The 17,816-nt window shown below is 44.3% G+C and carries 14 protein-coding genes and 1 pseudogene; 9 read left to right on the top strand and 6 right to left on the bottom strand.

Translation table 11 applies throughout. The features are described 5' to 3' along the window. Positions 1 to 8: 8 nt before the first annotated feature. The 3 genes from LG368_RS01070 to LG368_RS01060 are packed head-to-tail and all read left to right on the top strand — an operon-like array spanning position 9 to position 4,007. The gene (locus LG368_RS01070) at positions 9 to 329 is read left to right on the top strand and encodes a sarcosine oxidase subunit delta (RefSeq protein WP_226752874.1); all 321 of its coding nucleotides are present in this window, start codon (positions 9 to 11) and stop codon (positions 327 to 329) included. Then, entirely contained in the window at positions 326 to 3,343 is a 3,018-nt protein-coding gene (locus LG368_RS01065; RefSeq protein ID WP_226752873.1) for a sarcosine oxidase subunit alpha family protein, read from the top strand. The genes LG368_RS01070 and LG368_RS01065 overlap by 4 nt, the downstream gene beginning before the upstream one ends. Beyond that, positions 3,336 to 4,007: a sarcosine oxidase subunit gamma gene (locus LG368_RS01060; protein ID WP_226752872.1), complete on the top strand. Its 672-nt coding sequence runs from the start codon at positions 3,336 to 3,338 to the stop codon at positions 4,005 to 4,007. The genes LG368_RS01065 and LG368_RS01060 overlap by 8 nt, the downstream gene beginning before the upstream one ends. A gap of 20 nt (positions 4,008 to 4,027) precedes the next feature. On the opposite strand, the gene LG368_RS01055 is transcribed toward LG368_RS01060, so the two are convergent. Next, entirely contained in the window at positions 4,028 to 5,065 is a 1,038-nt protein-coding gene (locus LG368_RS01055; protein ID WP_226752871.1) for a GlxA family transcriptional regulator, read from the bottom strand. Between the two features lie 503 nt (positions 5,066 to 5,568). Between LG368_RS01055 and LG368_RS15615 the strand changes: the two are divergent. Beyond that, positions 5,569 to 6,336: pseudogene (locus LG368_RS15615) on the top strand (PAS domain-containing protein); the annotation flags it as partial. Positions 6,337 to 6,417: 81 nt separating this feature from the next. Then, a complete protein-coding gene (locus LG368_RS15610; protein ID WP_420827957.1) occupies positions 6,418 to 6,867 on the top strand; it encodes a methyl-accepting chemotaxis protein in 450 nt (149 codons plus the stop codon). 151 nt (positions 6,868 to 7,018) lie between these two features. Here LG368_RS15610 and LG368_RS01040 read toward each other — a convergent pair whose 3' ends face one another. Then, complete coding sequence (locus LG368_RS01040; RefSeq protein ID WP_226752870.1) at positions 7,019 to 7,435, bottom strand: hypothetical protein; 417 nt, start codon at positions 7,433 to 7,435, stop codon at positions 7,019 to 7,021. A 259-nt stretch (positions 7,436 to 7,694) separates the two neighbouring features. On the opposite strand from LG368_RS01040, the gene LG368_RS01035 reads away from it, so the two are divergent. Genes LG368_RS01035 through LG368_RS01025 form a run of 3 tightly spaced genes read left to right on the top strand, consistent with a single transcriptional unit; the run spans position 7,695 to position 10,640 of the window. Then, positions 7,695 to 8,222: a hypothetical protein gene (locus LG368_RS01035; protein WP_226752869.1), complete on the top strand. Its 528-nt coding sequence runs from the start codon at positions 7,695 to 7,697 to the stop codon at positions 8,220 to 8,222. A gap of 13 nt (positions 8,223 to 8,235) precedes the next feature. After that, entirely contained in the window at positions 8,236 to 9,753 is a 1,518-nt protein-coding gene (locus LG368_RS01030) for a molybdopterin-dependent oxidoreductase (protein WP_226752868.1), read from the top strand. A gap of 26 nt (positions 9,754 to 9,779) precedes the next feature. Beyond that, complete coding sequence (locus LG368_RS01025) at positions 9,780 to 10,640, top strand: hypothetical protein (protein WP_226752867.1); 861 nt, start codon at positions 9,780 to 9,782, stop codon at positions 10,638 to 10,640. A gap of 16 nt (positions 10,641 to 10,656) precedes the next feature. Here LG368_RS01025 and LG368_RS01020 read toward each other — a convergent pair whose 3' ends face one another. The 3 genes from LG368_RS01020 to LG368_RS01010 form a co-directional block, all read right to left on the bottom strand. Further along, positions 10,657 to 11,562: a homocysteine S-methyltransferase family protein gene (locus LG368_RS01020; RefSeq protein ID WP_226752866.1), complete on the bottom strand. Its 906-nt coding sequence runs from the start codon at positions 11,560 to 11,562 to the stop codon at positions 10,657 to 10,659. 282 nt (positions 11,563 to 11,844) lie between these two features. Beyond that, positions 11,845 to 13,791 (bottom strand): TonB-dependent receptor domain-containing protein, encoded by a 1,947-nt coding sequence (locus tag LG368_RS01015; protein WP_226752865.1) that lies wholly within the window; start codon positions 13,789 to 13,791, stop codon positions 11,845 to 11,847. A 141-nt stretch (positions 13,792 to 13,932) separates the two neighbouring features. Next, on the bottom strand, positions 13,933 to 14,931 hold the full coding sequence (locus LG368_RS01010; protein WP_226752864.1) for a helix-turn-helix domain-containing protein: 999 nt from the start codon (positions 14,929 to 14,931) through the stop codon (positions 13,933 to 13,935). Positions 14,932 to 15,059: 128 nt separating this feature from the next. On the opposite strand from LG368_RS01010, the gene LG368_RS01005 reads away from it, so the two are divergent. Next, positions 15,060 to 16,670 (top strand): alpha/beta hydrolase-fold protein, encoded by a 1,611-nt coding sequence (locus tag LG368_RS01005; RefSeq protein ID WP_226752863.1) that lies wholly within the window; start codon positions 15,060 to 15,062, stop codon positions 16,668 to 16,670. Between the two features lie 381 nt (positions 16,671 to 17,051). Here the strand turns inward: LG368_RS01005 and LG368_RS01000 are convergent, their stop codons facing one another. Further along, positions 17,052 to 17,813: an iron ABC transporter ATP-binding protein gene (locus tag LG368_RS01000; RefSeq protein ID WP_226752862.1), complete on the bottom strand. Its 762-nt coding sequence runs from the start codon at positions 17,811 to 17,813 to the stop codon at positions 17,052 to 17,054. Between the last annotated feature and the right edge of the window lie 3 nt (positions 17,814 to 17,816).

Here is a 17,816-nt window from a genome sequence, read left to right as displayed (position 1 = left end):
GGCTAAACATGTTGCATATCTATTGCCCGCATTGTGCGGAATACCGTGAAGAAGAAGAGTTTCATTGTGCTGGTCAAGCGCATATTGCTCGCCCATTGGACCCTGAAGCCTGCTCTGATGAAGAATGGGGTGAGTATTTGTTCTTCCGTAAAAACCCACGTGGTCTTCATCATGAATTATGGGTGCATGCTGCCGGGTGTCGGAAATTTTTCAATCTGACTCGTGACACCCAGAGCTATGAGATTAAAGAAGTCTACATGATTGGCGAACAGCCATCTGTAGTCGCAGGGTCTGTTCAACAAACAACGGCGTCAGGAGCGAAATCATGACACAACGAAACCGTTTAACGAGCGGGGGACGTATCGATCGCTCGACCTCACTAACGTTTACCTATAATGGCAAAAGCTACCAAGGGTACAAAGGGGACACGTTAGCCTCAGCGATGTTGGCCAATGGTATTGACGTGGTTGCACGTAGCTTCAAATACAGCCGTCCACGAGGCATCGTTGCTGCGGGTGCCGAAGAACCAAACGCCGTTTTACAACTGGGTGCAACAGAAGCCACTCAAGTCCCGAATGTGAGAGCCACGCAACAAGAATTATTTGACGGTCTGGTCTCTTCTGCAACGAATGGTTGGCCAAGTGTCGACACCGATGTAATGGGAATGATCGGCAAACTAGGTGGAAAGATGATGCCACCGGGTTTTTACTATAAGACCTTCATGTTCCCCGAGTCCTCATGGGAAACTTACGAATCGATGATTCGTAAGGCGGCAGGCATGGGTCGTGCACCTCGGGAAACAGACCCAGACACTTACGACAGTATCAATCAGCATTGTGATGTGATGGTGGTCGGAGCCGGCCCTGCAGGTTTAGCGGCCGCGCTGACGGCGGCGCGTGGCGGTGCACGTGTCATTATTGCCGATGAGCAAAATGAATTGGGTGGCAGTTTACTCAACAGTGTGGCGTTGCTTGATGGTAAACCCGCGGCTGATTGGGTTCATGATGTTGTGCAAGAGTTAGGTACTTTTGAAGATGTGACTCTATTGCCGCGATCGACAGTAAACGGTTATCACGACCACAATTTTTTAACGATTCATGAACGTCAAACGGATCACCTGGCGGACAGTGCGCCGGCTAAAATGGTGCGTCAACGGATGCATCGTGTTCGAGCGAAATGGGTCGTGCTGGCCACTGGCGCCCATGAGCGTCCTTTGGTGTATGCGAATAATGACGTGCCAGGCTGCATGATCACAGGTGCGGTTTCAGCTTATATTAATCGCTATGGGGTGGTGCCGGGTAACGATTTAGTCGTGATGACAACCAATGATTATGGGTATCAAGCGGCGTTAGATTGGGCGGACGCAGGACGTAACGTTGTTGCGATCGTAGACACTCGTAGTGTGGCCAATGGCGATCGCGTCGAAGCCGCGCGCCAACGTGGCATAAACGTCATTACGGGTTCTGCAGTGATAGAAGTACAAGGCAGCAAGCGGGTTACGGGTGTTTCCGTTGCTGCATTAAATTCAAGTGGAACGCAAATTGTTGGTTCAGTCACCAAATTAAAAGCAGATACCGTAGCGACCTCTGGAGGTTGGAGTCCTGTTATTCATCTGTCTTGTCATACCGGTAGCCGTCCTGTTTGGAGTGACTCCGTAGTGGGCTTCTTGCCAGGGCCAACGGTGCAGAGGCAACTCACCGCCGGTGGGATTAATGGTCAGTATGAAACGGCGATAGCCTTGCAAGAGGGTCTCGATGCCGGTCAGCAAGCGTTGGTGAAACTGGGTTTAGCTGTCGTGAATGTAATATTACCTAAAACCAAAGCGCTTCACGTCGCCGCACCCATGAGCTTGTTTCATATTCCGCATTTGAAACCAACCTCTCAAGCGCCAAAGCAGTTTGTCGATTATCAAACTGATGTGACTGCGGCGGGTATTGAAATCGCGTGTCGCGAAGGCTTTGAAGCGATTGAGCATGTGAAGCGTTACACCGCGATGGGGTTTGGTACCGATCAGGGTAAGTTGGGGAATATCAACGGCATGGCAGTGGCCGCTAAGGCCTTGAACAAAACCATTCCTGAAACTGGCACAACGGTTTTCCGTCCAAACTACACACCGATTGCCTTTGGTGCGATTATCGGTCGTCACTGTGGTGCTTTATTCGAACCTGAGCGCTATACCGCCATGCACAAATGGCATGTAGAGCAGGGAGCCTTATTTGAAGACGTCGGTCAGTGGAAGCGCCCATGGTATTTCCCGAAAGCGGGCGAAACCATGCAGCAAACTCTTAACCGTGAGTGCCTCGCCGTGCGTAATTCGGTTGGTATTCTGGATGCTTCGACACTGGGTAAAATTGATATTCAGGGTAAAGATGCACGTGAATTCCTCGGCCGTGTGTATTCCAATGCTTGGGCTAAGTTAGCCGTAGGCAAGTGTCGTTATGGACTGATGTGTGGCGAAGACGGCATGGTGTTTGATGACGGTGTGACGGCTTGCTTAGGTGAGAATCACTTTTTGATGACCACAACTACTGGTGGCGCCGCGCATGTCTACGAGTGGCTAGAAATCTACCATCAAACCGAATGGCCTGAATTGGAAGTGTATTTCAATACGGTGACGGATCACTGGTCAACCGCAACCATCACCGGCCCCAACAGTCGTAAACTGCTGGCTGAACTGACTGAGTCTGATGTCACCAATGATGATTTTCGTTTTATGGATTGGAAGCAGATTACGGTGGCGGGTGTACCTGCTCGTGTGTTCCGTATCTCCTTTACCGGTGAGTTGTCATTTGAGATCAACGTGCAAGCAAACTATGGCATGTATGTATGGGAAAAACTGATCGAAGCGGGTAAAAAATACGATTTAACGCCTTATGGCACAGAAACCATGCACATTCTGCGTGCGGAGAAAGGCTTTATTATTGCCGGTCAAGATACCGATGGTTCGGTGCACCCTTATGATTTGGGTATGGGCTGGTGTGTCTCTAATCAGAAACCGTTTAGCTATATTGGTAAACGCGGCATGAACCGTTCCGACTGCACGCGTGAAAATCGTAAGCAATTGGTGGGCCTAAAAACCAAAGATCCTAAGCAAGTGATTCCGGAAGGATCTGCTGCTGTGTTGAATCCAAATGCACCGAAGCCGTTGTCGATTGAGGGGCATATCAGCTCCAGTTATTGGAGTGAATCTCTAGGACATTCTATCGCAATGGGCTTTATTAAAGGTGGTCTCGATAAAATGGGTGATACAGTCTATTACCCAATGGCTGATGGCACCGTGATTGAAGCTGAAATTTGCAGCCCGATCTTCTTTGATCCGAAAGGGGAGCGTCAAAATGTCTGAGATGAATAATATGACGGCTGCTGAAAGCGCAGCCACTAAAGCGGCTGTGATGAATCAAGTACCTGGTCCTGACGTTGAAGGGCAATCGCCACTGCATCACGCGGATTTTGCGGGTCTAGCCAAACGGGGAATGCAGGAAGGTGGCATTCATTTGCGTGAGCTTGCCCTGTTAGGGCATCTTACCTTGCGCTGTGATTCAAGCAATCATGAGCAGGTAGCGTGTGTGGCCGCTATTTTGGGTGTTTCCTTACCGTTAACGCCGCTCACTTCAGCCGAAAAAGGGGCGTATTCTATTCGTTGGATGTCGCCAGATGAATGGTTAATCTTAGTGCCAGGTTTAGAGGCGTTTTCAATTGAGAGTCAATTTCGTGACGCCATGCCAGGGCATTATTCGCTAGTAAACAGCAGTGGTGGTTCTACCGTGCTCATGCTCTCGGGTGATAATGCGGTTGAACTGCTGAAAAAATCCACCACGGTTGACTGGCATTTGTCTGAATTCCCTGTGGGTAAAGTGGTGTCCACCTTGTTCGCAAAAAGCACGGCAACGATTCGTCGGACAGGCGATCAGTGTTTTGAGTTGGTTATTCGCCGTTCTTTTGCCGATTATATCTGGCTGTGGATTCAAGATGCCAGTTTAGAGTATGGCCTCGTGATCAAAGCCTGACGGTTATCAAAGACCGACAGTTACCTAGCTTGCTCACGAGCATGGCTAGGAGAAACGCCAAAATAATCCTTATAACAATTACTGAAATGGCTGGTGCTCACGAAGCCACAGGCCAATGTAATGCTGGTGATTGATTCATTGCTTTGTAAGAGTAAGCGGCGCGCATGGGTAATGCGTAACTCTAAATAGTAACGCCCCGGCGATGTTTCGAGGTGGCTTTGGAATAATCGCTCGATTTGGCGACGTGAGACACCAGCGCAGGCTGCTAGCTCTTCCAGGCTCATGGGTTCTTCGATATTAGCAGCCATTAGCGTCATAATATCGCGTAAGTTTTGTGGTAAACGTGGGTTATCCTCTAGCGGATTAATCTGTACATCGCTACTTTCTGATAGCTGATCACAGCTGATAATTTCACGGACAGCGCGGGTTACATCATTGCCTCTCAGTTGGCTTATTAATGTCAACATCATGCCCATGGCGCTCATTGGGCCCGCGCTGGTCAAGCGTTTCCCTTCGATGATGCTCACCTGTTTACTGACGTTAACCTTTGGAAACTGTTCGTGCATATACGCATGGTTATCAGGGTGTAAAGCACAGTTTAACTGGTCTAATAATCCAGCATGAGCCAGTGCGATTGCGCCATTCCATAGACTGCCAATCAAACGGTCTTGCTTGTCGGCTAATTTGAGTAAGCGAGTGAGGGCGGTGTTGGGCTGGGTTGAGCAGCGATAACCGCCGCAGATAATCAACAGATCGGGCAATGGCTGATCGATCAGAGTGTTAAGTGATCCTTGCGTGGCGATCTCGATTCCCAAGTCACTCAACACGGGTGAAGCTTCAATAGCATAACTTTGATAACGAAATAACGGTGTTGTACAGACAAGGTTAGCGGTGACCAGCGTATCGACCGCAGCGGTAAAACTGGCTAGGGAAAAGTGTGGTTGAAGTACAAAGCCCACTTCTAGAGTGGCCTCAGCCTGCTTTTCTAATGGTAGGAAAGCCCTGTTTGTATCACGCATCAGCGTACTAAAATGTCGTTTGTCTTTCGTGATAGTCATGGTCCAACTCGTCTACTGTGTCTATTTTGCCTCCATCTTATCCATACCGTGCATTCATTAAGGAAAAATAAATGCAAATAGATAAAGGCTTTTTACCGTTATACTACAAATCTGATCGTTACTTGTCGTTTTTATACGACCGCTATTGAGTTAATTAAGTCCTTTATGACGAATGCATTTTACGTACTTCCTTTTAGTATGAGTGATCCGGCCATAGAAAATATACAGTAAGAAACAATAGTAATATTGTTATCTGCAAACTTGTTACCACAAAACTGGGATTAAAAAGTGCTTTTTAGTTATTATTAGGTAAAACTAATAAAATAGAGTTGACGTACTACAATGAAATCGTTTCTATTGAAATGCGACCTAATCAACATAAACAAAGACAAGGAAAGTAGCCAGTTAAGCTGCGCTCAATGACGATACTGTGAACAAAGTAAGCGTTTTGATTTGTCTTTTTTACGATCGGATTATAATTTTAACTGTTATTGCAAAGGAGAATGCTGGTTATGTTGAGCTTTTTTAAAAAGCCTGCGGTAATGGCAGAAGACAATGGTACATCTGATGATAAGCTGTTACTGAATGCGTTGTTGAAAGAAACCGCTCTGGTCATTTTTGGCAGCGATGGACTTATTATCGAAGTAAGTGAAAAATTTGCTGATTTTATGGGTTACAGCAAGGATGAGTTGCTTGGTAAGCACCATCGAACACTGCTTCAATCTGACTATGCGTCCAGTCCTGAATACGCGAGTTTTTGGCGTAACCTTCTCTCAGGCAACCCTGAGCGCGATACATTTAAGTATTGCACTAAAACCAAGGACACTATTTTTGTTGGTGCTCGTTATATTCCTATTAAAGACGACAGTGGTTCAGTGTATCGCATTGCCAAGCTGGCATCTGATATTACTGATCAGCATCGAGCAATTGAAACGCAAGATGCTGTTTTTGCCGCTCTGAATCGTTCTCAGGCGGTAATAGAATTCACACCTGATGGCCATATTCTCAATGCGAATCAAAAATTTCTTGAGGTTATGGGTTGTCAGTTAAGTGAGATCAAAGACAAACACCACCGCATTTTGTGTGAAGAGAGCTTCTACAAGGAGAACCCTCAATTTTGGGAAAAACTTGCGCGTGGTGAATATCAGTCTGGGCGATTTTCTAGACAGAGTTTTTCTGGGAAAAAAGTATGGTTGGAGGCGACGTATAACCCCATCATGAATGATGATGGGGAAGTGTTTAAAGTGATTAAGTTTGCAACAGACATATCAGAGCGTGTGAATGATGCGATTGATGCTGTTCTTATCGCGACACAAACTTCTGAGAATACCGCCGAGCTGACGGCAACAGCGATGCAAGAGTTGCAAAGCAGTGTACAGACGAGCACGCAAATCTCTTCTGAAGTGAAAAGTACCACAGAGGTTGGGCAAGAGCTGAGTGTCAATTCTAAAAATATCCAAGAAATTGTAACGATCATTCGCTCGATTGCAGATCAAACAAACTTATTAGCACTGAATGCTGCCATAGAAGCAGCTCGAGCGGGAACGTCAGGTAGAGGCTTTGCTGTGGTCGCAGATGAGGTAAGAACACTGGCTGCAAGAACCTCAACAGCAACCGCTGATATTGGTGATGTGGTGAAGAAAAATGCGGTTCTTATAGAGCAGATTGATTCAGGATTAAAGGAAATTAATATCACGGCACAGAGAGGTCAAGAATCCATAGAACACGTTTCAAACGCGATCAAGAGCGTTAACTCCGGAATAGATACGCTGGTGGAGGCTGTTGAAACGCTTAAACCATAATACTCTGTCTTTGCCTATCCTAATATTGACAAGGATATAATAGCCTGAAAAGCCCGAAGCGAAAGCGGTCGGGCTGTGGTTATCTTTCCCCTTCTGCCTCTATGATGCGAATAAAGATACTTTCTTCAAGTGAATTAAACGTCATCCTTCATTAAGAGACACCAATAAACGTAACTTGATTTTGTTTTTGTTGAGTGATTTTTACAATGTCGTAAGCATACGTTTTTGTTAGGTTAAGAAACTCTTGTTTCACTATGTTGAGTGCTTGTGCGACATGTCCGACGATCGGGTTTTCAGAAGAGAAACTGTCTTGGAATTGGCGAAGTTGATCGCTTAACGTCGCATAGGTCTCGATGGCTTCTTCAAACTGATCCATTCGACATTGAGCCTCAGCAAGGTTGAGTTTACTGATGACTAAAGCCGTTAAAGCGGTTTTGGTGTCATACCAGTGGGTAACTTGTTTTTGCGCTGCGTCAGCAGCTTGTTCGTAAAGGGAAATAGACCCTGAGTAGTCCGTTGCAGTGAAGGCTTGATTTGCTTTTACAATTAGATGTTTCCAGTAATCCATTGCACTATCTCCAAGAAGTAAGAGTAAGTTAATAATAACCATTATCATTAAAGGAGTCTAATAAAGTTTGTTCCATTTGTGCAATTAAGTGGTGTTATGAAAATCAACCTATTTCATTACAAGCCATTGCACTCTATGTATAATCAGCGCGTTGGATATTGAACGGTGCTACCCGAACACTATCTTGTATCAAATCAGCTGGAACGGATTAGCCAACAAGCTGACAGAGGGTTAACAGCTGTAAATAGAGGTAAGTATAATGGAAGACGAAAACTCTCCCGCTTTGCGCGTTGGTGTGGACTTTCGGGGTACCCCAAACGCCACAGAGCCAGTGCTTGAGCACATTAAGCCCGGTGGTAAACGCGCGCCACTTTTGCGCTATATTCGTATCAATCTGCCTAGAGCCACCCGGTGGTTGCTTGTCGCTCTCATCGCTTTAGTAGGTGTGGCTTCAGCAGCCGTAGCCTTGTCACAGCGTGACATCTTTCCGCTTGCCATTACTGCGCTGTGGAGTCTTGTTGGTTTGACGGTTGTGTTTGTCATTATAGGCTTGACGACCCATGCTCGAATCTGGACATGGGGTTTGCTTATTACCTTATTTTCCTTGCTTATTTACCTTGGTGGATTGCTAGGTAATGCCCCTTATGTATGGAATGGCGCCAGTGTTGCTGAAGCGGCGATTTGGAATCTGACATTGTTCGCTTCTGTCGTCTACAGCCTACTTTATTGGGCGCTGCGCTACGGAATGATAGTCGCCTCACCAGACCAACAAAATTTTACCGACTAATAAGGATTTCGTCATGGACCTCGGGTTTCCTTGGTGGCTTCGTGTGGAGCATTTTCTCAACATCATTTTTATTTCATTTCTTGTTCGTTCGGGCTTAGAGATCTTATCAACGTACCCCAAACTGTATCGATCACAACATACTGTACCAGGCCGTTCTTGGGCGCAATTTACGGTTCAAAAAGAGCCCAAGCATAAGTTTTATACCGTTGGGGGTGAATACAGCGATTACTCGCCCCGTATTGCTCTCCCTGGACGAGGTCTACTTGGTCTTGGACGATATTGGCATTTTATAACGGTTACCGGTTTTGTCACCTGTTGGGTGACGTATTTTATTTTACTGCTGGTGACAGGGCAGTGGCGACGTTACGTACCTACGAGTTGGGATGTGTTTCCACAGGCATGGCAAGATATGCTGTCTTATCTTGCTTTTACCATGCCACACCCTGTTGAGGGGATGGTGTTTAATGCGCTGCAACAATTGTCATACGGATTTATCATATTAGTTTTAACGCCTTTGGTTATCCTCACTGGTGCGTTTCAATCTCCCGCCATTGCCAATCATTTTTCGCGTATCACCCGTCTATTAGGTGGTCGCCAAGTGATTCGCAGTGCCCATTTTTTATGTCTTGTTGGGTATTTGGCGTTTTTTGCCATTCATGTGGTGTTAGTTTTTCTGCATGGCTATTTACATGAAACCTCCAAAATGGTGTTGGGACATTCTGATAACCCTGTGCTGGGCGGTACTATTTTTACTGTTGGCTTAATGCTTCTCGTGGTGTTGCATGTTGTTGCCACACGTTGGACATTGGCGGACGGTCGCGCGGTTGAAAAACTTCATAATAGAATTGTACGACCCTGGTCAAATCTACTTTATAAGCTACCGGCACGTATGCATTACGATCGATCCAATATTACCGGCAAGCCGGTTGGGCTTGATAATACGACGCAAAACTTTCGTGGCAGTGGGCGACCACCAGAAACAGAAGAGTATTTCGCTTTAATGGCTAACGGCTATGAAGATGATTATGTCCTTGAAATTGGTGGCTATGTAGAGCATCCGATGACACTGACGGTTGCAGAGCTGCGTGAGTTGGCTGCGGGTCATTCACAGACAACGCTTCATCATTGTGTACAAGGGTTTACTTCAATCGGACGCTGGCGAGGTATTCGGTTGTCGGAGCTTCTGGATCTGGCGGGTCCATTACCCGGTGCGACCGATGTCGTCTATACCAGTTTTCAAAACATGGGTCGTGATGATGTCTTATACGAGGGTGGCAGTTATTACGAGTCTACGCCGATGGTTGAAGCGAGGATGCCTCAAACATTGATTGCCTTTGAGCTTAATGACGAAGGTGAAATTCCCGCTAAGAATGGAGGGCCTGTACGCCTTCGCCTAGAGACGTCAACCGGATTTCGTAGTTTGAAATGGCTGGAGCGTATTGAGGTGGTCAACCGGTACGATATCATTCTTGAAGGTCGTGGTGGTTATTTTGAAGACACGGATTTCTTTGACCGTAACCAACTAATCTGACCGTTTACAAAAAAGGACAGGATTTCATGACGACAAAAAAGACACGACCACATACTCAAGCTGAACTTGACGCCTATATGGCGACAAGACCCAGGCCAGTTCGCAATACTTTTGAAGGCATGTACCCATTACACGAAGACATTGAGTTATCAGATGAGCAGGTTCAGATTGTATTGGATTATCTGAAAGAGGTGGATTTTCACTTACCCGGTGCGGCTGCAGATGAATTTCTTGTGGTGCGTTGGGCGCGTTACAGCGGTTTTCAATTCCTAAAAGAGGACTTGGAGGCTTATGCTATTGGGCTTAGATGCACACACCCGGGCATGGAGGATCAGCACACCTTTATTCGCCTTTCTTGGGGACAACTAATGGGCGATCCTGACGCCATTCGACTGCCCGTCAATAAGCCTGTATTGGCGAGTGATATGATGACACTCGCACGCTACCGTGACACACGTACAGGACCTTCAAGAACAGGAGTCGATGCTTACAAGGCTAAGTCTAAAAATACGGTGTCAGGCGTTGACTTTGATTTGACGTTATTGAACGGCGCTTTGGATGATGTGCTGAAGCATCATCTTACCGGCAAAGGTCGCGACATCAATTCATGGTGGGACCCTGCGCTTAACTGGGGGGTTGTTATGGCGGGTCGGTACCCACGGCTCAAGTATTTCGAGTCAAAAGGGCGCTTGACGGAAGAGGAATTAACAGCTTTGCATTCTTTTGAGGCACGGGCGACGAATGATGAAGCCATCTTAAAAGAGCTTGGCTTGGTAACGCCTTCGCCTGTTGCTAAAAAGACTCTGCAGCAGGCGGAGAAAGCAGAAAGCGGTAAGTTTTCCCATCGTCACCGCGTTCGCAATCCGGAGCCACTAACAAAAGAGTAAGCCTAGAGGCGCATGGTTAGGTGGCGGTAAGCAGGCTCTTTTTCCATTTGCTTAACATCTTAATATGGCTGGGCCAAATACCACAGCAACCACCAATAATATTGGCACCTAGATAACGCCAACGCTTAGCATATTCAAAGTATTGTTCGGGTGATACATCTCGACAGCCTTGCATGTTGTCATTGGCTTGGTGGTCCTGTGAAATGGGAGCAAAGCTGTTTGCGAAGACACCAATATCCAGTGTGATGTTGTGTTTTTTTAGGATGTCATTTGTAGCCTGAAGTGCTTGTTCCATGACTTCTGGTATAGAGCAATTGAAAAAAATGCCTTCTATTTTCCCCGTTATAATAGCTTCTATCGCGTCACATACCGACTCCCCAGAACGTAATGTTGAGGGAGAAGACACTTCGTCACTCAGTGTAAAGGCGTAATGACAAGGTTTTTGTGTTTGCTTAAAAATGCTCTGAACGACGAGGGCTTCTTTGATACTGGCGATGCTCTCAGCTAACCAGAGATCAACATAGTCATCTTGAGCCGCGAACAGTGCGGTTAAGATTTCTTTTGCACGTACGGGTTGGAATAAGTCTGGGCGATAAGAACCAAATGGAGGAGGCAGTGAGCCAGCGACCAACACATCCTGTTTTGCGTTAACAGCGGCGTCTTTGGCTAAGATGGCAGCGTGTGTTGCCAGTGTGCTGCCTTTCTCATCATAAAGCGCATCGCCTAAGTGAAAAGGAACGCAAGCATAGCTGTTTACTGTGATGATTTCAGCGCCAGATTCGATAAAGTTGAGATGAGCTTGTGTTACAAACTCTGGTGCTTCGATGAGGGCTTGCGCGCTCCACAAAGGCTGAGAAAAAGGGGCTCCAATGCGCTTTAATTCTCGTCCCATGCCGCCGTCTAAAATAGTCAGTGATTTCATATTTGTACTTTGTGAGATGGATGTAAGATGGTGCTATTTATTAAAGTGTTCTGCAATCCGATAAAACGACATTCGCATCACTACTTAAGTTCGAAGAAAAGCGTTTTTTAGAATCTCTCGATGTCTAGCAAACTCTGGGAAGTCCATTTTTTAGAGCGATTATGATTAAAATAATTTTCTTACTGGAAGATCCCTGGATAATGACGTTTTATGTTTGAAACGCCATTATTCAGTGATAACTGAGTGTCAGTTTACGTTAAAGCTAAAGTACATAGACTCTATTTAGAAATTATAAGCAGCACTTGCAAAGAAGCTACGACCTATTTCATAAGTGGTATAATTTGTATCTTCTTCATCTAAGCGAACATCACCGATGTTTTTAATGCCTGCACGGATAACAAGATTATCGGTAACATCCGCAACTAGACCGATATCGGTACGGTAGTAAGAAGGTAGCTCTTGATCACCTGAAGAAGATGCCTGCATACCTGAGATGTAATTAACCGTAGCGTATGTGCCTAAGATATCTGTTGCTTGATAATCAAAAGACAAGCTTGCTTGATCCTCTGGTCGTCCGGTTAGGACCGTTTTTGTACCATCAGAATCTTCGGCTTCCGTATCTAAATACGTATAATTTGCTTTAAGTTGCAAGTCTTCTGTCAATGAGGTGACAACACTTAATTCAAGGCCCTGTGTCATAGCTTTATTGACATTAATCCAGGCTACCTCTGTGTTACCATCAGAGTCTTTGCCGACATAACGATCGATTAAATTGTCAACGTCGTTACGGAAAACTGCACCCGTTATACCTAACCCTTTCTTATGATAATCAAAACCGAACTCATAACTCATACTGGTTTCTGCTTCCAGATCTGGGTTACCAGATAATAAGCAGCTACCACCACAGCTAGCCTGAGAGTAATTTTCACTATAATTAAGTAAGGCAGGTGCTTTAAATGCTTGTGTTACACCGCCTTTTAGAGTCAATGTCTCGTCAAGGTTATAAACAAGGTATGCTTTGGGAGAGAAGTTACTTCCATAGACTTCATGATTATCTAGTCTCCCACCCAGAGTAAGGGCAAGTTTTTCAGTCAATGCCATTTCATCTTGAGCAAAAAGGCCATATTGATAAGCACTTTCATCATCGCTTGTTAAATAGTAATCGTCTTTAAGCTCTTCCTGTTTGAAGTCGATGCCACCCATAAGTGCATGCTTACCTAACACCCTATTTGCATAGGCTTTCGCATAAGTGTTGTTAGATTCGAGGCCATCATGCTCGACTTCCCCTGTGCTTGCGTACTGAGTGTTGTAATCATACACATCACTTTCTTCTCGCTTAATATAGGCCGTCGTGTCTGCCCAGTCCCATTGTCCTTTATGAGTTATTGCTAAATCTGTGCGAGTAATTTCTTGCTCTCGATATGCTGTATTACTGAAGGCTTGGTAAGGTCGTTCATCATGGTTGTACCCAAAGTCGACATCAACCTGTTGATTCTCTGCTGCTTGCCAAGACAAGGTTGAGGAAAGGTTTTGAGAATTTCTTTCTTCACGTAGTGGATAGTTATCATCACTCTCTGCGAACCAAGCGTCTTGACTTGAGTCTTCAACGCTAATAGACATGGATAATTTATCTGTAATAGCCCCCATACCTGAAACACCGACACGATACTGATCACCGTCTTCTCCAGAATCAATAATTCGTGCTTCGGCAGTGATGGTACCAGTCCAGTCATCACCAGCCTGAGGCTTTTTAGTAATAACGTTCACCACGCCGCCAATCGCATCAGCGCCGTAAAGCACTGACATAGGGCCACGTATAACTTCAATTCGTTCAATAGAGTTTAGCGGTACACTGTTCACATCTGCGTCACTGCCTTTTGCAAAGGCACTTCCTGAGGAAACTCGTTTACCATTCACTAAGAAAACAGTGTAATCACCATCCATACCACGAATTTGAATCTCATCTCGACCTGATGAGTTGCTCAAGTTATTCACGCCAACCGTTTCACGCAATAAATCCGCAACACTATTAATAGAAGATTTAGCAATGTCATCTTTTGTAACAATAGTAGCAAAGGCTGGAGCATCTTCGATTTTTGTTTCCGCCATCGTAGCGGTCACTATCATGGCGTCTAATTGCACATCATTTTGATCTGTAGCTTCAGCGTAAGCACCTAGAAAAGGCGAAGTTGCAAGCATACTTATAAAAAGTTTTTTCTTAGTAAACATAAGATAAAGATCCCTACCATTTATCGGCAATTTAATAACGGAAGGAACAATATACATAATGAGAATTGTTATCAACAAAATTTACATTACTAATTATTGAAAGTAAAAAGCTTATTCAAATCATGAAAATAATCGATCTTGCTACCTATATAAGGGCACTTCCGCTGGAGGATAGCCGAAAGTTTTTTTAAAAGCATTGGTAAAATTGGAAGGGTATTTATACCCTGCACTGTAAGCTACTTCAGCTATTGAAAAGATACCTTTTTCCAATTGTTGCCGTGCAATTTCTAACCTTCGACGACGTATATAACTCTGCACATTACAACCCAAACTCTGCTTAAACCTTCTCTGTAGATTGGATTCACTCATAGCCATATATTCACTTAATGATTTAGCAGATAATTCTCTGTCTAAGTTATCTTCAATATAACGTATCAAATCATCGGTACTGTTCTTTGACTTGCTTGCACTGACACCTTCCCTCCCGTTAGATGCCTTTTCTAAGACTTCCATGCTAGCAGATTCCGTCGCTATAACTTGCTTTAACACTTGTACAATCAGTCTTTGAACCAAAATTTCTAAGTTGATTTTTTCCAGCAAATCGGCTGATTTTTTTTGACAAAGGATGTCAGCCACCAAGCTCAACATGTCATCCTTCAAATCCAAATATAAGCTCGCTTTATGTTCATTTATAAAAGCATTTAAGTTGAAATTCGCAGTGGCTCTCTCAGTGACCCATTCCGTCGGCAAGATAACGTTTAACTTGGTTAACCTATTTCCTTTACAAAGAATACGCCTAAAAATAACGGGTCTAGCAAGATTAACAAGCACTCCTACAGGGTGTACGCTAGCATCTAGCATAAACCGACGATCGTCATAACCGAAATCCAGCTTACCTTCCAGCAAAATAACTAAAATCAAGGACTTTTCAGCTGTTGAAATAACCTGATGATCTACAAGTTCTTTTGTTGTTCCGCCATTGAGCGAAAAGCTACTTTTAACGTTATAGCAAAGCAGCTCACTTTCTAGCAATGTCTCTGACACATCGGTTTTATCTGAGACCAGTACCCAGTCATTTTCATCTTTCACCCAACGTATCAAGGCATTCTTTTGGTATGGTGAAGTGATTTTTTTAGTCATTTTGATTTTTTGCCGTTTTTTAATAACGATATGATGGATTTGAATAGCACAGTAAGCTGTTAATTATAGCAACATAAAACTAACATTAATGATAATAAATATCATTAATGGAATGAGCTTGCTATCTTATGAAAAAAATTGGACTAACCACATTACTAATGATTTTTTCCTTAAATGCAAACGCAGTGGCGTTAAAAATAAATGAACCTCAGCATATCAAAATAGCCACAAAAGAGAGTGCTGACTTGCTGATTGAAAAACCACGCTATTTCAATGGGTACATCCGCAGCGATCAACGGCTTAGCCAAGTAACCGTGATGAATTCTAAAGGGGAAACGGTTAAACAGTTGATCAATTCACCAAGCAAAGAAGTAGAAATTTTCTGGTATGTGGACAAAAGCGACCACTACACCATTGAATTTATTACGGAAAACAAGAGTACGGCCAATATCGATGTCGCTCTTAATACAATGGCCCTACAAGAAAGTCAGTACGTTTCTCCAGACACGACAATCACGAGTCCTTTAATACTTCAAACAAAAAATCGCTTGGATCAAGGAGTTGAACAAGCCGATACCCTATTTTGGCAGCAAGTAGAGCAGAAAGGTGGCACACCTTTGGTCGAATACACAGATAATGGTACCGCACTGGTGACTTTTTTATACAAGGGTTTTGTAGACAATGTCAGAATATTAGGCGCACCTTACGAAGGTCACATACACTTAACTCAGTTGGATAACAGTAATATCTGGTTTCACTCCTATGAAGTGCCTTTAGAAACGCGTTTTTCCTACCGAGTCGCGCCTAATGTCCCACAACTTGTCGACAGTAAAAGCCGTCAGCAAAGAAGAGCGGTACTTGCGACATCCCAATCCGATCCACTTAACCTTCAACCAAAATTCAGTGAAAACGATAATTTATTCGGTGCCGCGTCAACCCTAACACTGCCAACCGCACCGAAAGATACGCTCACAAGTACCATGGGGAACCCCAAAGGATCGGTCACAGACCATATTTATCAAAAAGATAACAACGCATTAGCCAGAAAAATTAGCTTATACCAACCCAACAAAAGCTACCCAATCAAGCAAGACGCCCCGCTTCTTATTTTATTTGATGGGGATTCCTACTTAAATAAAGTCCCGACGCCTGTCATTCTTGATAATTTAATTGCTCAAAAACTGATTCCCCCCATGAGAGCCGTATTTGTTAATACACCGCTTCCTAGCATGAGAGCGGAAGAACTCACTCCAAACACAGCCTATTCTGAATTTCTAGCCAATGAATTTATGCCATGGTTGTGTCAAAGTGAAAAGATTTGCCCTACGGCGGAAAACACCGTCTTATCTGGCTCAAGCTTCGGTGGCTTGGCTTCCATGTACATTGCCTTCCAACACCCAGAACGCTTTGGGAAAGTGCTTAGCCAATCCGGTTCTTTCTGGTGGTCCCCTGAACCTGAAGCCTCAATCTTCCAGCTCACAACGAAAACAGAAACCGACAATTGGATGGCCGAGCTTTTTCGTTCAGAGCCTAAAAAAGAGTTGGAGATTTTTCTAACGGCTGGCCTATTTGAGGCAAAACCAGAAGGCAAAAGCATCCTTGACACCAACCATCAAGTGTACCAAGTGCTAAAATCAAAAGGCTATTCTGCCTCAATACAAGAAGCCGCCAGTGGCCATGATTACTTTAGCTGGCGCGTCATGTTAGCGGACGGGTTAATTGGGCTGTTTAATGAGTAAGCCCTTATCGTTACTCAGGAAATTTCTAGAACCACTCTAAGAGCTGTATTGCATTATAAACATTCAGTCGTGGCTTCAGTTGATCCCTAGGCATTTCCTTATCTGTGTTACGACTCCTTGTCATTACATCCATTTCATAAAGTACAAATCAAATTGACAATGCTGTTTACTTTAGCCAATGTGTTCAGAGTTGACCAGATGATACGAGCGACAAAGGAGTAGTTCGTTCAAAAGCTCCTAAATAAGGCAAAATGAACTTCTTTAGGAGGTAACAGTACTGAAAGTGTTTGATATTTTGCTTTTTAACCGAATTAGAAGTACTGACTGCTGTGCGACTTATTCATCACAGTTTCCTTAGATTATAAAGAAGAGGGCGTGCTGTTACCTACGATAGTAAAGTGAGATTCTGTTGCCATCAATCTCTTGAACCTTGAAGGGGATTTCGTAGATGTTGTTTAATACTTGTTCTTTAATGACGTCTTCGACACGACCGCTTTTTATGACTTCTCCCTGTTTCATCGCAACGATATTGTCGGAATAGCAGGATGCAAAGTTGATGTCATGAATCACAATCACCACGGCTTTGTTGTATTCATCAGCCAATTTTTTCAGGGTTGCCATGATATCAACGGAGTGTTTGATATCTAGGTTGTTTAGCGGTTCATCGAGGAAAATGTAATCCGTATTTTGAGCAACCACCATGGCAATAAATGCCATTTGTTTTTGACCGCCAGACAGTTGATCAATATAGCGGTCTTGTAAATGTGAGATGCTCAAATGGTGTAAGGCATCCTCAATGATGTTGTTGTCTTTTTCTGTCAGCCGACCTTGAGAATAAGGGAAACGTCCAAATGCCACTAATTCACGGACGGTAAAGCGCATATTGATATTGTTTGATTGGCTTAGTACGGATAAACGTTTCGCGAGATCAGTGCTGTCCCATTCTTCTAAAGGTTTGTCACCAATGACGATCTCACCGGCATCACTTTCCGTTAAACGACTGGCCATTGAAAGTAACGTACTTTTACCTGCCCCATTGGGACCAATAATGCTGGTCACTTTGCCTAAAGGAAAGAAGGCTTCGGCATTTTTGACGACGTATTTGTCGTTGTATTTTTTACTTAATCCGCTGATTTTAATCACTTA

The organism is Marinomonas algarum (assembly GCF_020532605.1).
GTDB classification, from domain to species: domain Bacteria; phylum Pseudomonadota; class Gammaproteobacteria; order Pseudomonadales; family Marinomonadaceae; genus Marinomonas; species Marinomonas algarum.
The sequence above is the reverse complement of the archived record's forward strand: the minus strand, read 5'-3'. Positions and strand labels throughout refer to the sequence as shown.

What these genes read in the sequence shown, in the direction of transcription:
- LG368_RS01030 (WP_226752868.1), top strand. Translation starts at nt 8,236, where the DNA reads ATGGACCTCGGGTTTCCTTGGTGGCTTCGTGTGGAGCATTTTCTCAAC.
- LG368_RS15610 (WP_420827957.1), top strand. Translation starts at nt 6,418, where the DNA reads ATGCAAGAGTTGCAAAGCAGTGTACAGACGAGCACGCAAATCTCTTCT.
- LG368_RS01065 (WP_226752873.1), top strand. Translation starts at nt 326, where the DNA reads ATGACACAACGAAACCGTTTAACGAGCGGGGGACGTATCGATCGCTCG.
- LG368_RS01040 (WP_226752870.1), bottom strand. Translation starts at nt 7,435, where the DNA reads ATGGATTACTGGAAACATCTAATTGTAAAAGCAAATCAAGCCTTCACT.
- LG368_RS01055 (WP_226752871.1), bottom strand. Translation starts at nt 5,065, where the DNA reads ATGACTATCACGAAAGACAAACGACATTTTAGTACGCTGATGCGTGAT.
- LG368_RS01020 (WP_226752866.1), bottom strand. Translation starts at nt 11,562, where the DNA reads ATGAAATCACTGACTATTTTAGACGGCGGCATGGGACGAGAATTAAAG.
- LG368_RS01005 (WP_226752863.1), top strand. Translation starts at nt 15,060, where the DNA reads ATGAAAAAAATTGGACTAACCACATTACTAATGATTTTTTCCTTAAAT.
- LG368_RS01010 (WP_226752864.1), bottom strand. Translation starts at nt 14,931, where the DNA reads ATGACTAAAAAAATCACTTCACCATACCAAAAGAATGCCTTGATACGT.
- LG368_RS01070 (WP_226752874.1), top strand. Translation starts at nt 9, where the DNA reads ATGTTGCATATCTATTGCCCGCATTGTGCGGAATACCGTGAAGAAGAA.
- LG368_RS01060 (WP_226752872.1), top strand. Translation starts at nt 3,336, where the DNA reads ATGTCTGAGATGAATAATATGACGGCTGCTGAAAGCGCAGCCACTAAA.
- LG368_RS01025 (WP_226752867.1), top strand. Translation starts at nt 9,780, where the DNA reads ATGACGACAAAAAAGACACGACCACATACTCAAGCTGAACTTGACGCC.
- LG368_RS01035 (WP_226752869.1), top strand. Translation starts at nt 7,695, where the DNA reads ATGGAAGACGAAAACTCTCCCGCTTTGCGCGTTGGTGTGGACTTTCGG.
- LG368_RS01015 (WP_226752865.1), bottom strand. Translation starts at nt 13,791, where the DNA reads ATGTTTACTAAGAAAAAACTTTTTATAAGTATGCTTGCAACTTCGCCT.